This window comes from Paraburkholderia nodosa (assembly GCF_001718195.1).
Lineage (GTDB): Bacteria > Pseudomonadota > Gammaproteobacteria > Burkholderiales > Burkholderiaceae > Paraburkholderia > Paraburkholderia nodosa_A.
The window spans coordinates 80,102-99,082 of record NZ_MCNV01000023.1; the positions used below are offsets into that span (position 1 = coordinate 80,102).

Genomic DNA, 18,981 nt, shown 5'->3' on the forward strand with positions numbered 1-18,981 from the left:
GATTTGAGTTTGAACTGAGCGGCGCAGACCTTCAGCCGCGGCTGCCCGCCGTGGGAATCTGGGGCGGTGCGCCCTCGGGGCCCGCCGTCGGCGGCGGCGCGGGCCGCGGCTCGTGCGAGGCATCGCGTGCCACGCCGCCGCCCACGTGCACGCCATGCGGATGCGGATGAGCATGCGGCTCCTCGACATCGCCGCCGCGCGAGGACATGTGCACCTGCATCTGCGGCACCGGCATCTCGATGCCGGCTTCGTCCATGTGGCGCTTCAGGCGCGCATTGAACGCGCGCGCCACACTCCACTGCTGCAGCGGCCGCGTCTTGATCTGCCCTTTCACGACCATCCAGTTCGGGTCGAACCGGTCGAGCCCCCACACTTCCACGGGCCCGAGTATCTCGCGGCGATAGCGGAAGTCGGCCACGAGTTCCGCGCCGGTCTCGCGAATCATGCGCGTGACCGTATCGAGATCGACCGAGAACGGCACGCGCACTTCGAACACGGCGAACGCGAAATCGCGCGAAAGGTTCTTCACGATCTTGATCTGCGAGAACGGAATCGCGTGGATCGCGCCCTGCCCGTCGCGCAGCCGCACGGTGCGGATCGATAGATGCTCGACCGTGCCCGCATGCCCGTTGTCGATGTCGATCCAGTCGCCCACCGAAATCGTCTCTTCGATGATGATGAACAGACCGGTGATGAGATCGGCCACGAGCGACTGCGCGCCAAAGCCGATGGCAAGACCGATCACGCCCGCGCCGGCGAGCAGCGGCGTGACGTTGATGCCGAGATTCGCCGCGGTGGCGATGCCGGTGATGGTGAGGATCGTCACGAGCACCGCGTTGCGCACGAGCGGCAGCATGGTGCGTGCGCGCGTGCTGGGCGTGCGGCCCTTGGTGCGCGGACCGCTCGGATTGAGCGCTTCGAGGATCGCAGTATCGACCGTGATCCACACGAGCCACGCGAGGAACACCGTCGACACGATCGCGAAAATGGCGTGCGCGATGCCGCGCGCGGCCACGCTCGCCTCGATGATCGCGGCGAGCGAAATGTCCCACAGGCGTGCGCACGATTCGAAGTACGCGAACCAGATGAACACCACGAGCAGCGTGCCGGCAAAGCGCAGCAGGCGCCGCAGATACGGCGAGCGCCGCCGCACGCGCGCGGGGTTCGGGCGCGTGATGCGCAGCACGACCGCCGAGAGGAAGAACGCGAGCACGAGCAGGAGCGCGGAGACCACGGAAATCTGCAGCACGTCGTCGCGGCTGCCGATCCCGCCGAACGTGGCGACGATCGAAGCGCCGGCGAGCAGCAGCATCGGCAGTTGCCAGAGCGAGGCGAGCACGTCGAGGACTTCGGTGAGCGCCTTGTGGCCGTGGCGCAGCGAATAGCTGCGGTTGCGGATGAGATGCGCGACCGGGCGCCGGAAACCAAAGGCGAACACCACCGTCAGCACTGCGGCCGCCATGTTCGCGGCGGTGCTCACCAGTGCCGCCGTGTTCGCGCCCAGCTGGCGCGCGACTTCGAAATTAGTCGCGGCGTCGCCGAGCGCGGCCAGCACGCCGATCGCAAAGAGCAGCCGGCGCGAGCGCGCGATCAGCAGGCGCACGGCCGCGCGCCGGTGCCCCGAACCGAACAGCGAAAACATGATCAGGCAGATGGACGAGAACACCGCGCCCGCGACGATCGCGTAGGCGATCACGAGAGCGAGCGTGCGCCCGAGCGCGTCGGGCAGCGAACGCTCGACCACGAGCGCGCCGAGGAACGCCACGATCCACGGCGCCGCGCGATGCACGACGAAAATCAGCAGATCGATGGTGCGGGGATCGGGCCGCAGGCCGGTCTCGACATCGAAACGCCTGAGCAGCCGCCGCTCGATCCAGCGCAGCACCGCGGCGCATGCGCCCCAGCCGGCCAGCATGGCGAACAGATCGAACACGATGCGGCCGAGGCTTTCGCCTTCTCCGCCCGAGGCGATGTCGTAAAGCTCGACGCCGGCTGCCCTGAAGCGCCCCGCCCAGTAGTGAAACGGACTGCGGCCGCGGCGGGCGTCCGCCTCGACCGAGGCGAGCCCGGATGCGATTGCGCCCAGCAGCCCCGCCGAGTTCGCCGCCGCGCCCGAAGCGGGCGCGGGCGCCACGTTTTGCGACGCGCTGCGCAGCTTCTTGAGCTGATTCAGGAGCGCGGTGCGCTGGCGCTCGTTGTCGAGCGTATTGATGACGCTGTCGAGCGAGCGCGTGAACTCGGCCTGGCTCGCCGGTGACGGCGCAGAGGCCGCCTCGGCCGCCGAAGCCCCCGAGGCAGCCGCCGGCGCCCCGGTGATGATGCTCTTGAGCACCGGCAGCACGGGCGCCGGCGCGGCTTGGGCGGCGGCCCGCAGCGGCGCGGCGAGGCACGCCGCGAGGCATGCGAGGAGCATGAGTGCGCGCAGGAACGCGCGTAGACCCGGGCGCGCCGGCGCGGCGCGTGAAAGAAGTGCACGATCCGCCGGGTCGATGCGCATGCGCGACGGCCCGGCGCCCGCGCCATCGCGTCCGATGCTGGTATTCATGGCGGAGGGGCAAAAACAGGACGTTCCAGTTTAGCCGCACTCCACCTCGCCGCGCCGCGCGCGTGCGTAACAGTTTGTCAGCGCGCAGGACGCGCCGCGTCGCGCCTCAGTAGGCCACCGTTGTGATCTGACGAATGAAGCGGCCCTGCTCGAGTTCGTCGACGAAGGCGATTGCGTAGTCCTCGGCAGAAATGCGGCTCTCGCCCTTCGCATCGGCGATCAGCGTATTGGCGCCCGTGCGGAATGTGCCCGTGCGCTCGCCGGGCGCGATGATCGCGGCCGGCGCGAAGAAGGTCCAGTCGATGTCGGTGACGGTACGGTAGTAGTCGAACGCCTCGCGATGGGCGAGCGCGATCGCCCTGTAGGCGTCGGGGAAGCCTTCGGTATCGACGAGCTGCTTGCCGGGCGCCACTTCCAGCGAGCCGGCGCCGCCCACCACCACGAGACGCTCGAGCCCCGCGGCGCGCACGCCTTCCACGAGCGCGCGGCTCGCGACCAGCAGGTCGCCAAGCTGATCCTTGGGCGGCGCATAGGCGCTCGCCACCACATCGTGACCGCGCACCGCGGCTGCGACGCTCGCCGCGTCGAGCAGATCGGCCTTCGCCGCGTGGACGTTCGGTGCGGTCGCCACGCGCTCGGGCTGGCGCACCAGCGCGCTCACCTGGTGGCCGCGGCGCGCCGCTTCGGCGGCGATGCGAGAACCGACCATGCCGGTTGCGCCAAAGAGGGCGATTTTCAGCGTCTTGCTCATGAACTGACTCCTGTTTTCCGTAATTATGTAACTAACGAAGTTACATTTCGGGGGTGAAAAAACGGGGCAATGCCCCGCTGATGATTCTGCTTGCGCGCAGCCCGCTCAGGCCCGCCGCGCCCGCGCGCGTTCGAGCTTGCGCTCGCTGCGCGTCATGTCGTCGACGACGTCCGCGAGCGTGCGCGTGGCGAGCGACGCCTCCATGGCGCGCTGTGCGTCGTCGATCACGCCGCGCAGCGTCTGCTGGATGTGACGCCCGACGAGGCAGGCCGGATTCGGCTCCTCGCGGTGCATGGCGAACAACTGCGCGTCGTCGACTGCATGGTAGACGTCGAGCAGCGTGATTGCCTGCGGCTCGCGTGCGAGCAGCGCGCCACCGCCCGCGCCAAGTTGCGACGACGTGAGGCCCGCGCTGGCAAGCATCGACAGGAGCCGGCGGATCAGCGCGGGATTGGTGTTCACGCTGCCCGCGATGATCTCCGACGACAGCGGCACGCCCTCCTGCTGCGCCAGCAGCGCGAGCACGTGAACGGCAAAAGCGAAACGGCTACTCGTATTCACGGCAAACCTGCCACTGCTGTGCGGCGCACGAATGGTTCGAACCACGCGCGCCAAAAAGTGTAACCATCATAATTACATTAATTCGTAGCGTCAACCCGTCAGCCGCAGCCCGCACGGCTGCGGCCTTACTTCGAGGCATCCGATGCCGGCGCCGACGCGGCCGCGTTGCTCGCCCAGCGCTGCAACGAATGCCCCGCACTCGTCAAGCCGGTCCCGGTGGCCGCGGCGGCCTGCCCGAGCAAGGCCTGCGCCGTGCTTGCCGCGCCGCGCAACTGGCCCTGCGCCGCCGAAGCCAGCTCGGCCGTGGACGCGCTCGCCTGTTGACCTTGCGAGGCCGCCGAGTCGAGCTTCTGCTGCGCTGCACCGAGTTGCTGGTTCACGAAGCTCGCGGCCTTGTCGAGCGTTTGCGCAGCCTGCTGCGCGGCCTGGTTGGCGGCGTCCTGCGTGGCCTGCTTCACGGCGTCGGCGGACTGCTTGCTCAGATCGGGTGCGGAAGCATCGTGCTTGTTACAGCCGGCGAGCGCCGCACACACAAGCAGGGAGACCAGCGTCAGCCTTTGCGTCGAAACCTTCGAATACATGGTCATCCTGAAAAATTCGCCGCATGAAGCGGCTTGCATAGATGAAAACGCGGCAATGATACGCCGTCGCGCAACACCGACTCCGACGAAATGAGCGAAAAACCCGCGCGCTCGAAAATCGGCCGCGACACCGCGCTCGCGTCGGCACTCAATACCGTCGAGCGGGCCTCGCGCGCGAGCGCTTCGAGCCGCGCCAGCGACAGCGTCGCGAGGCCGCGGCGCGACCACACCGGCGCGACGTAAAGCATCTCGACGTGATCGAGCGGAAAGAGCTGCCCGAACGCCGCTGCCGCGCCGTCACAGTACGCCACGAGCGTGACCCCGCGGGAAAGACGCGCGTCGAAGTCCGCGAGATCGTCGGCGGCCGCAGCCCACGCGCTGCGCTGCGCCGCGTCGTAGAACGAGGCAGCGAGCGTGGTCACGGACGCGCGGAACAACGCGGCCAGCGCGCTCGCATCGCGGCCCGGCACGTAGCGCCGCCAGTCGATGGTGTGCAGTGCGGCGCCCGCAACGCCGTGCTTTGCGAAATCGTCAAACATGATGGAGTAGACTGCCCACGCGCACGATCTGTTCCACCGTCCACCTCCGGAGACAAACGATGGCCGTCAAGAAGATCCTGTTCCTCACCGGCGATTTTGCCGAAGACTATGAAACGATGGTGCCGTTCCAGGCGCTGCAGGCAGTCGGCCACCGCGTCGATGCGGTATGCCCCGGCAAGAAGGCTGGCGAGCGCGTGAAGACCGCCATCCACGATTTCGAGGGCGACCAGACCTACACCGAAAAGCCGGGGCACCAGTTCGCGCTCAACGCGACTTTCGACGAAATCGACGCCGCCAGCTACGACGCGCTCGCCATCGCAGGGGGACGCGCGCCCGAATATCTGCGCCTCGACCCGAAGGTCATCGAGATGGTGCGTCACTTCGCCCAGGCGAACAAGCCCATCGCGGCGATCTGCCATGCGGCCCAGCTGCTCGCCGCGGCCGAGGTGATCCGCGGCAAGCGCATTTCGGCCTATCCGGCCTGCGCGCCCGAGGTGCGGCTCGCGGGCGGCGAATATGCCGACATCGCCATCGACAGCGCCGTGACCGACGCGCCCTTCGTCACCGCGCCGGCGTGGCCCGCCCATCCCGAATGGCTGCGCCAGTTCCTCGTGCTCCTCGGCACGCGCATCGAGCCGTGAGCGAGCGCTGATCCACGCGCGCGTCGCCCCTGTTTCGCACGGGGCGACGCGCGCGCCAGCCGCCAATTCGGGCAGCTCCGATAGAGCGCGCTTGTCTGGACGTCTAAGCGCCTGCCGGTGGTCGCAACGCCGTTGCAGGCGCCGCCCGCGATTCGCTTCGCTCGCTTGCCTTCGCATTCGCGCCACCCGCGCCATCGCCCGCACCCTATTCCGCAAGGCTACTGGGCGAAGCCTCCGAGCGCTCCGCGCGTTCGAGCGCGCTGATGATCTGCTCCGCGTCGCCGGGCAACGGCGGCGCGACCGCAAGCGCATCGGGCAGCGACAGATAGAACGTCGTCCCCTCGCCTTCCGTCGACTCCACCCACACGCGCCCGCCGTGCCGCTCGACCACGCGGCGCACGAGCGCGAGCCCGATGCCCTCGCCTGGCGCCACGTTGCCGTGCATGCGCTGAAACGCCTGAAAGAGCCGCGGCAGGCCGACCTCGGGAATACCGAGCCCGTTGTCGCGCACATAGAAAATCTGCAGCGACTCCACGCCCGGCGGTGCATGAGCCGTGCCGATCTCGACGCGCCCGTCGCGCGCCGGATCGAGATAGCTGAGCGCGTTGCCGATCAGGTTTGCAAACACCTGTTCGAGCGCAGTAGGGTCGCCCCATACGTCGGGCAGCGTTTGCACGCTCACCTGCGCGCAGCGTGCGCGGATCGATGCGTGCATCGCGTCGACCACGCGCTGCACCAGTTCCTGCACACTGATACGCTGTCGCCGGTACTCCACGCGCCCCGCGCGCGCGAGCCGCAGCAGCGCGTCGATGATGTGCGATGCGCGCAGCACCGCCGTTTGCAGATAGCGCAGCGCCTCGCCGATGTCCTCGTTGATGGTGCGCTCGATGCGCGCGCGCACCTGCGGCGAGAGCGAAGAATGCGCGATACGCTCGCGCAGGTCGTTGCACGCGTGATTGAGCTCGCGCGAAAAGCCCTGCAGGTTCACGAGCGGCGCGCGCAGATCGTGCGACACGCCGTGGATGAACATCTCGTTTTCCTGAGTCTGCTGGCGAAGGTTTTCGTTGATGCGTGCGAGCTGGTCTGCGCGCCGTGCAAGGTCGGCCTGAAAACCGAGCCGCAGCCGCTCGGCTTCGATCAGCCGCTGGCTGATCTGGTGCAGCGTGAGGTCGAGTTCGGCGATTTCGTCGTTGCCCGCCGTGAGCGGCGCAAGCGGTTCGTTCGCGGCCAGCCGGTTCGCGTTGTCGGAAAGCGCATCGAGCCGCCCGCGCACCCCGCGCGTAAAGACCCAGACGGCAAGCGCAACCAGCACGATCGAACCAAGCACGGCCGTCATCACGAGCGTCTGCTGCTGGGCGCGCGCCGCTTCGGCGGCGGACACCCGTAATACGTCGAGGCGGCGCTCCTCGGTCTGGAACGAGACGATCTGCGTGCGCACGCGGTCGAGCACGTCGGCGGCCATGAGCGCGCGAAAGCGCTCGGCCAGGTCGACGCGCCGGCCAGAACGCAAGAGGTCCTGCACGCGGTCCGACCATTGGCGATAGTTCTGCACGGCGTGGCGAATCTGCACGGCGCGCTCGACCTGTGTGGGATTATCGGCCACGAGTTCGACGAGCCGGTCGATGCGGCGGTCCACGTCCATCCACATCGAGACCGGCGTGGCATAGCTCGTGTCGTTGGCCGCCACCGCACCGCGCAGCTTGACCGACTCGACCAGCACCGGTTCGAGCACGCGCGAAGCCTGCGCCAGCACCGCCTGGCTGTGCTGGCCCCAGCGCTCCGCGGCGGCGGCGTCGGTCTCGGCCTTCACGATGGCCGACAGCAAGCTCAGTTCGAACACGGCGGGAATCGCGATCAGCAGAAGCCCTTTGGTCGTGAGGCGCATTGCGTGGCGGGTACCGGGCGACCGGACGTGCGTGAAGTGGCAATCCGGCCATTATGTCGGCGTTTGCGCCCTATGTGCGCCCGAAATTTATCCTCGCGAAAACGCGAGAGGATTTCGATTCGCCGACAATCCATTGATGCGGAAAGGAAAATCGAATTAAGCGCCCTAACTTGGCGCGCGAGTTCCCCACCTTTGCGCGGAAGCCCCGGGATTGTGCCGGAACATGGTGCATACGCCCCGGAAATCAGCACCGGCACCGGCGATACGGCGCCTGCCATTTTTCCGCATCGGTGCACGGCCGCACCGGCTTGACGCCTGCTTTGGCTGCGAATTCACCAGTTTGGCGCTGAAGCTGGCCCATATCTTGCTCACTATGCGCCATTTTGGGCAAACTGGGTACGCCAGATGGACAATCTAAAAACCGGCACCGACACGCTATTCCTGCTGCTGGGCGCCGCCATGGTGCTCGCCATGCACGCGGGGTTCGCGTTTCTCGAACTCGGCACCGTGCGCAAGAAGAACCAGGTCAATGCGCTCGTGAAGATCCTCGTCGATTTTTCGATTTCGACGATCGCCTACTTCTTCATCGGCTATACGCTCGCCTACGGCGTGCAGTTCTTCTCGCACGCGGACGTGCTCGCCGAGCACAACGGCTACGCGCTCGTGCGCTTCTTCTTCCTCCTCACCTTCGCGGCGGCCATTCCGGCCATCGTGTCTGGCGGCATCGCCGAGCGCTCGAAGTTCAATCCGCAGCTGTTCGCGACCTTCGTGATCGTCGGCTTCATCTACCCGTTCTTCGAGGGGATGGTGTGGAACAACCGCCTCGGTTTCGAGGATGCGATGACGCACGTGTTCGGCGTGCCGTTCCATGACTTCGCGGGCTCGGTAGTCGTCCACGCGTTCGGCGGCTGGATCGCGCTGCCGGCCGTGTTGCTGCTCGGGCCGCGCCACGGCCGCTATACGCGCGACGGCCGCATCGCCGCGCACCCGCCTTCGAACATCCCGTTCCTCGCGCTTGGCGCATGGGTGCTCGCGGTGGGCTGGTTCGGCTTCAACGTCATGAGCGCGCAGACCATCGACAAGATCAGCGGTCTTGTTGCCGTCAACTCGCTCATGGCGATGGTGGGCGGCACGCTCGCCGCGTGGTTCGCGGGCCGCAACGATCCGGGCTTCACGTACAACGGGCCGCTCGCGGGGCTCGTGGCCGTGTGCGCGGGCTCGGACATCATGCATCCGCTCGGCGCGCTCGTGACGGGGGCGGTTGCCGGCGCGCTGTTCGTCTATATGTTCACCTGCGTGCAGAACCGCTGGCGCATCGACGACGTGCTCGGCGTGTGGCCGCTGCACGGCCTGTGCGGCGCATGGGGCGGCATCGCCGCGGGCGTTTTCGGCCAGCGCTGGCTCGGCGGCCTGGGCGGCGTCTCGCTCGCCGCGCAGATCGTCGGCACGATTGCGGGCATCGCGATCGCCTTCCTTGGCGGGCTCGTGGTGTACGGCCTGCTGCGCAAATTCGTTGGGCTGCGCATCGATCGCGAACAGGAATTCAACGGCACCGACCTGTCGATCCACAAGATCACGGCCACGCCGGAACGCGAAACGGTTTCCTGACCGACGCGCAGTACGCTCACGCGGGCGGCGCCCTGCCGCCCGCATTCCGTACGCATCACTAACGGATCATCAAAGCTGGCCCATGCCGCCGGCGACGATCACTTCGGTGCCGATCATGAAGGCCGACTCCGCCGCGCTCAGATGCAGCACGGTCGACGCGATCTCTTCCGCCGTCGCAAAGCGCTTGAGCGGCACCAGCCCACGAATCGATTCCTCGGCCGCCGCGAGCGCGGCGGCATCCATGCCGAACTTGTTGTAGAGCGGCGTCTTCACGGGCCCGGGGCTCACCACGTTCACGCGAATGCCGCGCGGCAGCAGTTCGGCCGAAAGTGTCTTCGCGAACGAGATCAGCGCGGCCTTGCTCGCCGCATACACCGACGACGTGGGCATGCCGATATGCGCGTTGATCGAGCCGTTGAGCACGATGGCCGCACCGTCGCCCAGCACCGGCAGGAGCGATTGAATCTGGAAGTACGCGCCCTTCACGTTGGTGTCGAAGGTGACGTCCCAGAGCGCTTCGTCCACTTGCTCGAACGGCGCGAGCTTCGCCACGCCTGCGTTGATGAACACCGCGTCGAGGCGCAGGCCGGCGTCGCGCACGGCGGCGGCCAGCTCGCGCGCGCCTGTGATCGAGGCCGCGTCGTTGCGCCATGCGTGCGCGTTCGGGCCAAGCGCGCGCCGCGCGGCTTCGAGGCTGGCTTCGTCGCGGCCCGTGACGATGACGTGCGCGCCTTCGGCGGCATAGGCTTGCGCGGCAGCGAGGCCGATACCGCTGGTTCCGCCGGTGACGAGGACAGTTTTGTTTGCAAAGCGGTTCATGACGTTCTCCTTGAAGGGGATAGTCTCGATCTGAGACTGTGATGCCATATTGCCGGGCGGCGCGCTTTCTGCCGTACGAAGGTTTTGGCGCAAACGTTCGAAGCTGTCGAACGTTTTGCACGGGCAGCCGGCTTCAGCCCGTGACCTCGATTCCGTCCACGAGGCGCCTGGCAAGACGCGGCTCGCGCAGCCGGTCGATCCACCATTGCAGTGCGCGTCCCACGTGTTCACCGCGCCACGCCACGTAAAGCATGTTCGGCTCGCGCGGGTTCGCCGTGACCTTCTCGACCAGTTCGCCGCGCTCGATGAGCTTCGCCGCGCGCCGCCGCGGCACCCAGCCGACACCCAGGCCCTCGCGCTGCGCGAGGATCTTCGCGCGCATCGACGGCACCGCCAGCACCTCCTGCCCCCCGAGCAGCCCGTAGCCGCGGCCCGGCGTGAGCCGCGCCGAATCGCCGACCGCCACGCCGCGCTCGGCCAGCATGCGCTCGCGCGTGAGCGGCGCCTTCTCGCGCGCGAGCCGATGGCGCGGCGCCACCGCGAACACCCACTCCATCACGCCGAGTTCGAACCAGTGCAGGCCGTCGATGGCGGGCGGTTCGTTGGTCGCACCGACGATGAGATCGGCGCGGCCGTCGCGCAGCGCCTCCCAGGTGCCGGAAAGCACCTCGTGCGTGAAACGCAGCTTGACGCCCGACTGCAGCGCGTCGAAGTCGCGGATCACCGGCATGAGCAGTTCGAATTCGAGAATCTCGTCGGTGACGATCCACAAGCGGTCTTCCCAGCCGTTCGCGACCTGGCGCACGCGCTGCGTCATGCGCGCGACGTCCTGCATCAGGCGGCTCGCCTCCTCGGCGAGCAGATGGCCGGCTGGAGTGAGCTGCAGCCGGTAGCGCCGACGGTCGAAGAGCAGCGCGTCGAAGCGCGCCTCGAGTTGGCGCGCCGCATGGGAGATCGTGGAAGGCGCCTTGTTCAGCCGTGCCGCCGCGCGCGACAGGCTGCCGGTTTCGCGGATGGCGTCGAGCAACGCCAGTTCCTCTTCGGAGAGCATGTGCGACTCCATCGAACGGGTGATGAGCGATGGTATGGCAGAAAGGGAACGTAGGTCGGTTCACATGACGCCGCGTCCTTGGGGGCGAACTGTCAAAGTCGCCTTGACGGTCTGTCCAACAAAATTGTCGTTGCCTGGCGCAATGACCAGCCCGAGAATCGAACGCACGTTCACAAACCGTGAAGCGTGCCCGCGCGCCCATCAAAAGGGAGACCATTGCGCAAGAGAACTGCATCACGCCATCGCGAAGACATCTTTCCAGTGAGGTATGAGGCCATGTCCGTGCAGTCCCCCGACTCCCCGTTCGTCGACTTGACCGCCATGATTCGCCAACGCACGGCGGAACACGGCGCGCGCGCGGCCATTGTCTGCGAAGACGAGACCGTCACGTTCGCCGCGCTCGATGCGCTGATCGACCGCTGTGCGGCCGCGCTGCAGCGTGACGGGCTGGCACCCGAAGACGTCGTGGCCATTTGTGCGTCGAGTTCCATCCCCTATGCCGCCGTTTTCTTCGGCGCGCTCCGGGCAGGACTCGCGGTCGCCCCGCTGTCGCCCTCCACGCATGCGGACAGCCTCGTCGCCATGCTGGAGAACTCGCGGGCGCAAATCCTCTTCGCCGATGCGGCGGTTTGCCAGTTGCTTGCGGGCGTCACGCTGCCGCCTGCGCTGCGCGTCGTCGACATCGGTGCAGCCGGGCAATTCGATGCGTGGCTCGCGCCCGTGGGCGCCGCGCCCTCGCACGTGGAAATTCGGCCGGAGTGGGCGTTCAACATCATTTACTCGTCCGGCACGACGGGCGCGCCCAAAGGGATCGTCCAGTCGCACGCGATGCGTTATGCCTATACGCTGCGAAGTCTCGAGCGCGGATACGGGCCGCACGCCGTCACCTTGATTGCGACGCCCCTCTATTCGAACACCACGCTGGTGAGCTTCTTCCCGACGCTCGCGCTCGGCGGAACGGTCGTCCTCATGCCGAAGTTCGATGCGAAGCAATATCTCGAGCTTGCCGAGCGCAAGCACGTCACGCACACCATGCTGGTTCCGGTGCAATACCAACGCATCCTCGGCCATCCGGACTTCGATCGCTACGACCTGTCCAGCTTCCACTCGAAGTTCTGCACGAGCGCGCCGTTCGCGGCGGCCCTCAAGGCGGACGCCCTGCGCAGGTGGCCGGGCAAACTCACCGAGTTCTATGGCATGACCGAAGGCGGCGCGTCATGCGAGCTTTGCGCGGACGAGTTTCCCGACAAGCTGCACACCGTTGGCCGCCCGCTGAACGGCCATGAAATGCGCCTGATCGATGCCGACGGACGCGAGGTCGCCGCCGGGGAAGCCGGTGAAATCGTCGGGCGCTCGCCTGCCATGATGACCGGCTACTACCGGCAACCGGACAAGACGGCGCAAGCCGAGTGGTACGACGGCGATGGGCGGCGCTTCATTCGAACCGGGGATGTCGGCCGCTTCGACGAAGACGGCTTCCTCGTGCTGATGGACCGCAAGAAGGACATGATCATCTCGGGCGGCTTCAACATCTATCCAAGTGATCTGGAACAGGTGCTCGCCCGGCACCCCGAAGTCGCCGAATCCGCGGTGGTTGGCGTTCCATCGGCGCGCTGGGGCGAAACGCCGGTGGCGTTCGTCACGCTCCAGCGCGGTTCGGCATTGACCGCCGTCACGCTCGCCGCTTGGGCCAACGGGCAATTGGGGAAGATGCAGCGGCTTGCCGACGTGGTGATCGTCGACGCGCTACCGCGAAGCCCGATCGGCAAGGTGCTCAAGCGTGAGTTGCGGGAGCGCTATAGCGGCGAGGTCGCCTGACCGGCCGCCTGGCGCACGTTCGTGGATTTGGAGCCGGCGGAAAAAAAAGCGCCACGTTTGCACGTGGCGCCTTGAAAAGTTCTAGCCATTCCGAGGGCCGTGCTAGAACCTGAGAGCCGGTATTCGGATGCGCCGTGCCGTCGGAAAAAGATGCGCAATTATGCGAATTGCATACCGCATGGCACATTAAAACCCCGCAATTTTGCGGGGTCGAGGCGGATTGCCGAAATCGCATTCCATTTTTTACCTACATGCTGACTAAGTCAAGCAAAATCTCGCCAAAATGCGCCAATCGTCGAGCTTCTGGCATCCATTACAATCGTCTGAGAATTAGCGCCCTAATTTAGGGAGCGCCGCATTGATCGAACGCAAACGGCTGTATCGCGCGGCACGCCCGCGCTGACTTTGTAACGCCTCGCGCGAAATCTCAAAACTGAAATCCTGTTTCGGAAAATTGTCCCGCCAATGACTTCCGCACCCGATTCGCGCCTTCCTGAAGACGCTCCGCGAGATAAAGACGGCGGCGCCGACGAAGTGACGGCGCTCGCGCGCGGCCTTGCCGTCCTGCGCTGCGTCGCGGCCGCCGACGCGCCGCTCAGCAACCGCGAACTGACCGAACTGACGGGCATTCCCAAGCCCACGCTTTCGCGCCTCACGGGCACGCTCGTGAGCACGGGCTTTCTCGCCCGGCTGCCCGACAGCGAACGCTTCGTGCTCACTTCGTCGGTGCTCGAGCTGTCCAACGGCTTCCTGCGCAACGCCGACATCCGCAGCCGGGCGCGGCCGTTTCTCACGCGGCTGGCCGAGCGCACCGCGCTCTCGGTGCACCTGACCGTGCGCGACCGTCTGGACATGGTCGTGATCGACGCGATCCGCCCGCGCACCGCCGTGCTCGTCACGCGCCTCGAGGTCGGCTCGCGCATCGACATGGGCCGCACCGCCGTCGGACGCGCCTACCTCGCCGCGCTCGACCCGCACGCGCGCGCGGAACTCACCGCCACGCTGCAGACTTCGACCGGCAACGACTGGGGCGTCTTCGGCAGCCGTCTCGACGCCGCGCTCGCCGAGACCGCCGCCCACGGCTACGGGCTCGCGATCGGCGAATGGTACGAAGGGCTCAACGCCATCGCCACGGCGTTCGCGGGTCCCAACGGCGAGATCTACGCCATCAACTGCGGCGGCGCCGCGCAGCAGTGCCCGCGCGAGTGGCTCGTCAGCCACGTCGTGCCGCTGATGCGCGAATGCGTTGCGCACGTCGTCGACGAAATCGGCGGCGCCCTGCGCCTGCCCCACGCGACCTGACAACACGAGCGGCTGCGCCTTACAAAAAGCACTCGAAGGGTGTAACGCTCGTAACGTCTCGAAAGAAACGGCACTGGACTGTAACGAAGGGGGCAACGTAGCATCATGCTTTTTGGCGGCAAGGGCCAGCCGCGCCGCCGCCCTTCGCCCGTTACGCCAGCCAGCCGCCAGCGACGCCGTCCATGCCCGTGAGCGCATGGCGCGGCACCCGGGCCGCAGCGCGGCGCGTCCTGACATCTTGCTAGCGCACGGCCTGGGAGGCATCGGCGCGCGCCGCTGCGGCGCGCTTGTGCGAGCGCTTCGCGGCCGGCCCCCTTTAGTGAGCTCCGCCAAGAGCCTTCGAGAACCCCGCTTCGAGAACCTGTTACCGACCTGACCGATGGATCAACAAGAAAAGCGCCCGGATTCCCCCCGTAAAGACACGACGCCGCAGTCCCCCGCTCCGGTCGCCGCGAGGCGCGGCAAGGGCAAGTTCATCGCACTGGGTGTGGTCATCGTGATCGCCGGCATCGTGCTCGCGCGCTGGCAGCCGTGGAACAAGGCGCTCTCGGGCGGCAACGCCGCACCGGCGGCCGGCGCGCACGCGCGGCGCGGCGGTCCGGGCGCCATGGCCAACATGCCGCAGCCCGTGAGCGTGGCGACGGCGAAGGCCGGCGACATGCCCATCGTCATCACCGCGCTCGGCACGGTCACGCCGCTTGCCGACATCACGGTGCGCACGCAACTATCCGGCACGCTTCAGGACGTGTACTTCCAGGAAGGCCAGATGGTGAAAAAGGGCGACGTGCTCGCCCAGATCGACCCGCGCCCCTACCAGATCTCGCTCGCCAACGCCGAAGGCCAGCTCGCGCGCGACCAGGCGCTGCTCGCCACGGCGCGCCTCGACCTCAAGCGCTACCAGACGCTGCTCTCGCAAGACTCGATCGCGAGCCAGCAGGTCGACACCCAGGCCTCGCTCGTCAAGCAATATGAGGGCACCGTCAAGTCCGATCAGGCCAGCGTCGATACCTACAAGCTCGACCTGACCTACGCGCGCATCACGGCGCCCGTCTCGGGCCGCGTGGGCCTGCGCCAGGTCGATCCGGGCAACTACGTGACGCCCAGCGACACCAACGGCATCGTCGTGCTCACGCAGCTCGAGCCGATCAGCGTGATCTTCACGACTTCGGAGGACAACCTGCCCCCCATCATGAAGCAGCTGCGCGCGGGCACGAAAATGTCGGTCACGGCCTACGACCGCAGCAACACGACGCTGCTCGAAGCCGGCTCGCTCCAGACCATCGACAACCAGATCGACACCACCACGGGCACCGTCAAGCTGCGCGCGAGCTTCACGAACCATGAGCAGGGGCTCTTTCCGAACCAGTTCGTGAACGCGCGCCTGCTCGTCGATACGATCCACGACGCCGTGATCGTGCCCACTTCGGCCGTGCTCAACGGCTCGCAGGGGCAGTACGTCTATGTCGCGAAGCCCGATAACACGGTGACGGTGCGGCTCGTGAAGGTCGGCCCCGTCGATGCCGAACGCACCAGCATCGCCTCGGGCCTCACCGTGGGCGAGCGCGTCGTGACCGACGGCTCCGACCGTCTGCGCGAAGGCGCGAAGATCACGATTCCCGCCGAGCATCCGCAACACGCTAAGGGAGCGTCGGGAGCGTCGGGAGCGTCGGGAGCCGCGGGCGCGCAAGGCGCATCAGGGGCCGGCGCGCGTCATGGCCATCGCCACGCCTCGCAGACGCAAGCCCAGTAAGCCAGCATGAATCCATCCCGCGCCTTTATCCTGCGGCCGGTCGGCACGGCGCTGCTCATGGCGGCGATCATGCTGGTCGGTCTCGTCGCGCTGCGCTTTCTGCCGCTTTCCGCGCTGCCTGAAGTCGATTACCCGACCATCCAGGTGCAGACCTTCTACCCGGGGGCGAGTCCGGACGTGATGACGTCCTCGGTCACGGCGCCGCTCGAACGTCAGTTCGGGCAGATGCCGTCGCTCAACCAGATGTCGTCGCAGAGTTCGGCGGGCTCCTCGGTCATCACGCTCCAGTTCAGCCTCGACCTGCCGCTCGACGTGGCCGAACAGGAAGTGCAGGCCGCCATCAACGCGGCCGGCAACCTGCTGCCCTCGGACCTGCCCGCGCCGCCGATCTACGCCAAGGTCAACCCCGCCGACGCGCCGATCCTCACGCTCGCGATCACCTCGAAGACGCTGCCGCTCACGCAGATCCAGGATCTCGCCGACACCCGCCTCGCGCAGAAGATTTCGCAGGTGGCGGGCGTGGGCCTCGTGAGCCTCTCGGGCGGCCAGCGCCCGGCCGTGCGCATCCAGGCGAATCCGCGCGCGCTCGCGGCCTACGGCCTGAACCTCGACGACCTGCGCACGAGCATTTCGAACCTGAACGTCAACACGCCCAAGGGCAACTTCGACGGCCCCACGCGCGCCTACACGATCAACGCGAACGACCAGCTGACCGACGCCGACGCCTACAAGGACGCGGTAATCGCCTACCGCAACGGCCGCCCCGTCATGCTCACCGACGTCGCGAACATCGTGCAGGGCGCGGAGAACACCAAGCTCGGCGCGTGGGCCGACGGCACCCCCGCCATCATCCTGAACGTGCAGCGCCAGCCGGGCGCGAACGTGATCCAGGTGGTGGACAGCATCAAGGCGCTGTTGCCGCAGTTGCAGGAGTCGCTGCCCTCTTCGCTCGACGTGCAGATCGTCACCGACCGCACCACCACGATCCGCGCCTCGGTGCGCGACGTGCAGTTCGAGCTGCTGATGTCGGTGGTGCTCGTGGTGCTCGTGATGTACCTGTTCCTCGCGAACATCTACGCCACGATCATTCCGAGCCTTTCGGTGCCGCTATCGCTGATCGGCACGCTCGCGGTCATGTACCTGTGCGGCTTCTCGCTCGACAACCTGTCGTTGATGGCGCTCACCATCGCGACCGGTTTCGTGGTGGACGACGCCATCGTCATGATCGAGAACATCGCGCGCTACGTGGAGGCGGGCGACACGCCGCTCGAAGCGGCGCTAAAGGGTTCGAAGCAGATCGGCTTCACCATCATCTCGCTGACGGTGTCGCTGATCGCCGTGCTGATTCCGCTGCTCTTCATGGGCGACGTGGTGGGCCGCCTGTTCCACGAATTCGCCATCACGCTCGCGGTGACGATCGTGATCTCGGCCGTGGTCTCGCTCACGCTCGTGCCGATGATGTGCGCGAAAATGCTGCGCCACACGCCGCCGCCCGAAAGCCACCGCTTCGAGGCGCGCGTGCATGCGTTCTTCGACTATGTGATCGGCCGCTACGGCGTGGCGCTCGAATGGGTGCTCGCACGCCAGCGCCTCACAATGATCGTGTTCCTCATCACACTCGTGCTCACCGGCATTCTCTACGTGATCGTGCCCAAGGGTTTCTTCCCCGTGCAGGACACGGGCGTGATCCAGGCCATCACACAGATGCCGCAATCGGTGTCGTATGCGTCGATGGCCGAGCGCCAGCAGGCGCTCGCCGCGGAAATTCTCAAGAACGAGAACGTCGAGAGCCTCACCTCGTTCATCGGCGTGGACGGCACCAATATCACGCTCAACAGCGGCCGCATGCTCATCAACCTGAAGCCGCGCGACGACCGCAGCGAAACGGCGAGCGAGATTATCCGCGACCTGCAAACGAGTGTGGCCCACGTGCCGGGCGCGACGCTCTATATGCAGCCGGTGCAGGACCTCACGATCGACTCGACGGTGAGCCCCACGCAGTATCAGTTCATGCTCACCACGCCGAACATCCAGGACTTCACGACCTGGGTGCCGAAGCTCGTGCAGCGCCTGAAGCAACTGCCCGAACTCGCGGACGTGGCGACCGACCTGCAGGACCAGGGCAGCTCGGTGTTCATCGAGATCGACCGCGCGAGCGCCGCGCGCTACGGCATCACGCCCGCGACGGTGGATAACGCGCTCTACGACGCCTACGGCCAGCGCATCATCTCGACGATCTTCACGCAGTCGAACCAGTACCGCGTGATTCTCGAAGCCGATCCGGTTCTGCAGCACTACACCGACGCGCTGAATTCGATCTACCTGCCCTCCTCGACCTCGAGCACGGGCCAGGTGCCGCTCTCGGCCATCGCGAAGTTCCACGAGCGGCCCGCGCCGCTGCTCGTCACGCATCTCTCGCAGTTCCCGGCCACGACGATCTCGTTCAACCTGGCTCAGGGCTCCTCGCTCGGCGCGGCGGTGAAGGCGATCCAGCAGGCGGAAAAGGACATCGGCCTGCCGGGCTCGTTCCAGACCCGCTTCCAGGGCGCCGCGCTCGCGTTCCAGGCGTCGCTGTCCAACGAGCTGTTCCTGATCCTCGCGGCCATCGTCACGATGTATATCGTGCTCGGCGTGCTGTACGAGAGCTTCGTGCACCCGATCACGATTCTCTCGACGCTGCCGTCGGCCGGGATCGGCGCTTTGCTCGCGCTGATCCTGACCGGGCACGACCTCGACATCATCGGCATCATCGGCATCGTGCTCTTGATCGGCATCGTGAAGAAGAACGCCATCATGATGATCGACTTCGCGCTCGAGGCCGAGCGCCACGAAGGCAAGCCGCCGCGCGAGGCGATCTACCAGGCGTGTCTGCTGCGCTTCCGGCCGATCATGATGACGACGATGGCGGCGCTGCTCGGCGCCGTGCCGCTGATCCTCGGCTACGGCGCGGGCAGCGAGCTGCGCCGGCCGCTCGGCATCGCGATTGCGGGCGGCCTGATCGTGAGCCAGGCGCTCACGCTCTTCACGACGCCGGTGATCTACCTCGCGTTCGACCGGATCGCGCAGCGTCTGCGCCAGCGCTTTGGCGGCGGTTCGCACGGCGCGGCGTCGTCTTCGTCGGAGAGCTGAC

The 18,981-nt window shown here is 66.9% G+C and carries 14 protein-coding genes; 6 read left to right on the top strand and 8 right to left on the bottom strand.

All coding sequences use genetic code 11. From position 1 onward, the window contains the following. Window positions 1-31: 31 nt before the first annotated feature. The 5 genes from BFD71_RS29770 to BFD71_RS29790 form a co-directional block, all read right to left on the bottom strand. The gene (locus tag BFD71_RS29770) at window positions 32-2,497 is read right to left on the bottom strand and encodes a mechanosensitive ion channel family protein (RefSeq protein ID WP_441830629.1); all 2,466 of its coding nucleotides are present in this window, start codon (window positions 2,495-2,497) and stop codon (window positions 32-34) included. A gap of 154 nt (window positions 2,498-2,651) precedes the next feature. Then, on the bottom strand, window positions 2,652-3,296 hold the full coding sequence (locus BFD71_RS29775) for an NAD(P)-dependent oxidoreductase (RefSeq protein ID WP_069267888.1): 645 nt from the start codon (window positions 3,294-3,296) through the stop codon (window positions 2,652-2,654). A 105-nt stretch (window positions 3,297-3,401) separates the two neighbouring features. Next, complete coding sequence (locus BFD71_RS29780; RefSeq protein ID WP_069267928.1) at window positions 3,402-3,857, bottom strand: Rrf2 family transcriptional regulator; 456 nt, start codon at window positions 3,855-3,857, stop codon at window positions 3,402-3,404. 125 nt (window positions 3,858-3,982) lie between these two features. Then, window positions 3,983-4,438, bottom strand: coding sequence for a hypothetical protein (locus tag BFD71_RS29785; protein ID WP_069267889.1), 456 nt, complete (start codon window positions 4,436-4,438; stop codon window positions 3,983-3,985). Window positions 4,439-4,440: 2 nt separating this feature from the next. Continuing rightward, complete coding sequence (locus BFD71_RS29790) at window positions 4,441-4,977, bottom strand: GNAT family N-acetyltransferase (protein ID WP_083245542.1); 537 nt, start codon at window positions 4,975-4,977, stop codon at window positions 4,441-4,443. Window positions 4,978-5,036: 59 nt separating this feature from the next. Between BFD71_RS29790 and BFD71_RS29795 the strand changes: the two genes are divergently transcribed. Further along, entirely contained in the window at window positions 5,037-5,618 is a 582-nt protein-coding gene (locus BFD71_RS29795; protein ID WP_069267890.1) for a DJ-1/PfpI family protein, read from the top strand. Window positions 5,619-5,823: 205 nt separating this feature from the next. Here the strand turns inward: BFD71_RS29795 and BFD71_RS29800 are convergent, their stop codons facing one another. Next, complete coding sequence (locus tag BFD71_RS29800) at window positions 5,824-7,503, bottom strand: sensor histidine kinase (RefSeq protein WP_069267891.1); 1,680 nt, start codon at window positions 7,501-7,503, stop codon at window positions 5,824-5,826. Between the two features lie 405 nt (window positions 7,504-7,908). Between BFD71_RS29800 and BFD71_RS29805 the strand changes: the two genes are divergently transcribed. After that, window positions 7,909-9,111 carry an ammonium transporter gene (locus tag BFD71_RS29805; protein ID WP_069267892.1) on the top strand — a complete coding sequence of 401 codons (1,203 nt, stop codon included), beginning with the start codon at window positions 7,909-7,911 and terminating at the stop codon, window positions 9,109-9,111. A gap of 69 nt (window positions 9,112-9,180) precedes the next feature. Here BFD71_RS29805 and BFD71_RS29810 read toward each other — a convergent pair whose 3' ends face one another. After that, on the bottom strand, window positions 9,181-9,930 hold the full coding sequence (locus BFD71_RS29810) for an SDR family oxidoreductase (RefSeq protein ID WP_069267893.1): 750 nt from the start codon (window positions 9,928-9,930) through the stop codon (window positions 9,181-9,183). A gap of 133 nt (window positions 9,931-10,063) precedes the next feature. Further along, window positions 10,064-10,981: a LysR family transcriptional regulator gene (locus BFD71_RS29815; protein WP_069267894.1), complete on the bottom strand. Its 918-nt coding sequence runs from the start codon at window positions 10,979-10,981 to the stop codon at window positions 10,064-10,066. Window positions 10,982-11,257: 276 nt separating this feature from the next. Between BFD71_RS29815 and BFD71_RS29820 the strand changes: the two genes are divergently transcribed. The 4 genes from BFD71_RS29820 (at window position 11,258) to BFD71_RS29835 (ending at window position 18,980) form a co-directional block, all read left to right on the top strand. Further along, complete coding sequence (locus BFD71_RS29820) at window positions 11,258-12,799, top strand: class I adenylate-forming enzyme family protein (RefSeq protein WP_069267895.1); 1,542 nt, start codon at window positions 11,258-11,260, stop codon at window positions 12,797-12,799. 465 nt (window positions 12,800-13,264) lie between these two features. Beyond that, on the top strand, window positions 13,265-14,101 hold the full coding sequence (locus BFD71_RS29825; protein WP_069267896.1) for an IclR family transcriptional regulator: 837 nt from the start codon (window positions 13,265-13,267) through the stop codon (window positions 14,099-14,101). 379 nt (window positions 14,102-14,480) lie between these two features. Further along, window positions 14,481-15,851: an MdtA/MuxA family multidrug efflux RND transporter periplasmic adaptor subunit gene (locus tag BFD71_RS29830; RefSeq protein ID WP_069267897.1), complete on the top strand. Its 1,371-nt coding sequence runs from the start codon at window positions 14,481-14,483 to the stop codon at window positions 15,849-15,851. A 6-nt stretch (window positions 15,852-15,857) separates the two neighbouring features. Then, window positions 15,858-18,980, top strand: a complete 3,123-nt coding sequence (locus BFD71_RS29835; protein ID WP_069267898.1) for an MdtB/MuxB family multidrug efflux RND transporter permease subunit — start codon at window positions 15,858-15,860, stop codon at window positions 18,978-18,980. The last annotated feature ends 1 nt before the right edge of the window (window position 18,981 follow it).

Coding starts and splice junctions, on each gene's coding strand:
- BFD71_RS29815 (WP_069267894.1), bottom strand. CDS start 10,981: ATGCTCTCCGAAGAGGAACTGGCGTTGCTCGACGCCATCCGCGAAACC.
- BFD71_RS29785 (WP_069267889.1), bottom strand. CDS start 4,438: ATGTATTCGAAGGTTTCGACGCAAAGGCTGACGCTGGTCTCCCTGCTT.
- BFD71_RS29835 (WP_069267898.1), top strand. CDS start 15,858: ATGAATCCATCCCGCGCCTTTATCCTGCGGCCGGTCGGCACGGCGCTG.
- BFD71_RS29830 (WP_069267897.1), top strand. CDS start 14,481: ATGGATCAACAAGAAAAGCGCCCGGATTCCCCCCGTAAAGACACGACG.
- BFD71_RS29820 (WP_069267895.1), top strand. CDS start 11,258: ATGTCCGTGCAGTCCCCCGACTCCCCGTTCGTCGACTTGACCGCCATG.
- BFD71_RS29795 (WP_069267890.1), top strand. CDS start 5,037: ATGGCCGTCAAGAAGATCCTGTTCCTCACCGGCGATTTTGCCGAAGAC.
- BFD71_RS29775 (WP_069267888.1), bottom strand. CDS start 3,296: ATGAGCAAGACGCTGAAAATCGCCCTCTTTGGCGCAACCGGCATGGTC.
- BFD71_RS29810 (WP_069267893.1), bottom strand. CDS start 9,930: ATGAACCGCTTTGCAAACAAAACTGTCCTCGTCACCGGCGGAACCAGC.
- BFD71_RS29800 (WP_069267891.1), bottom strand. CDS start 7,503: ATGCGCCTCACGACCAAAGGGCTTCTGCTGATCGCGATTCCCGCCGTG.
- BFD71_RS29805 (WP_069267892.1), top strand. CDS start 7,909: ATGGACAATCTAAAAACCGGCACCGACACGCTATTCCTGCTGCTGGGC.
- BFD71_RS29790 (WP_083245542.1), bottom strand. CDS start 4,977: ATGTTTGACGATTTCGCAAAGCACGGCGTTGCGGGCGCCGCACTGCAC.
- BFD71_RS29825 (WP_069267896.1), top strand. CDS start 13,265: ATGACTTCCGCACCCGATTCGCGCCTTCCTGAAGACGCTCCGCGAGAT.
- BFD71_RS29770 (WP_441830629.1), bottom strand. CDS start 2,497: ATGCGCATCGACCCGGCGGATCGTGCACTTCTTTCACGCGCCGCGCCG.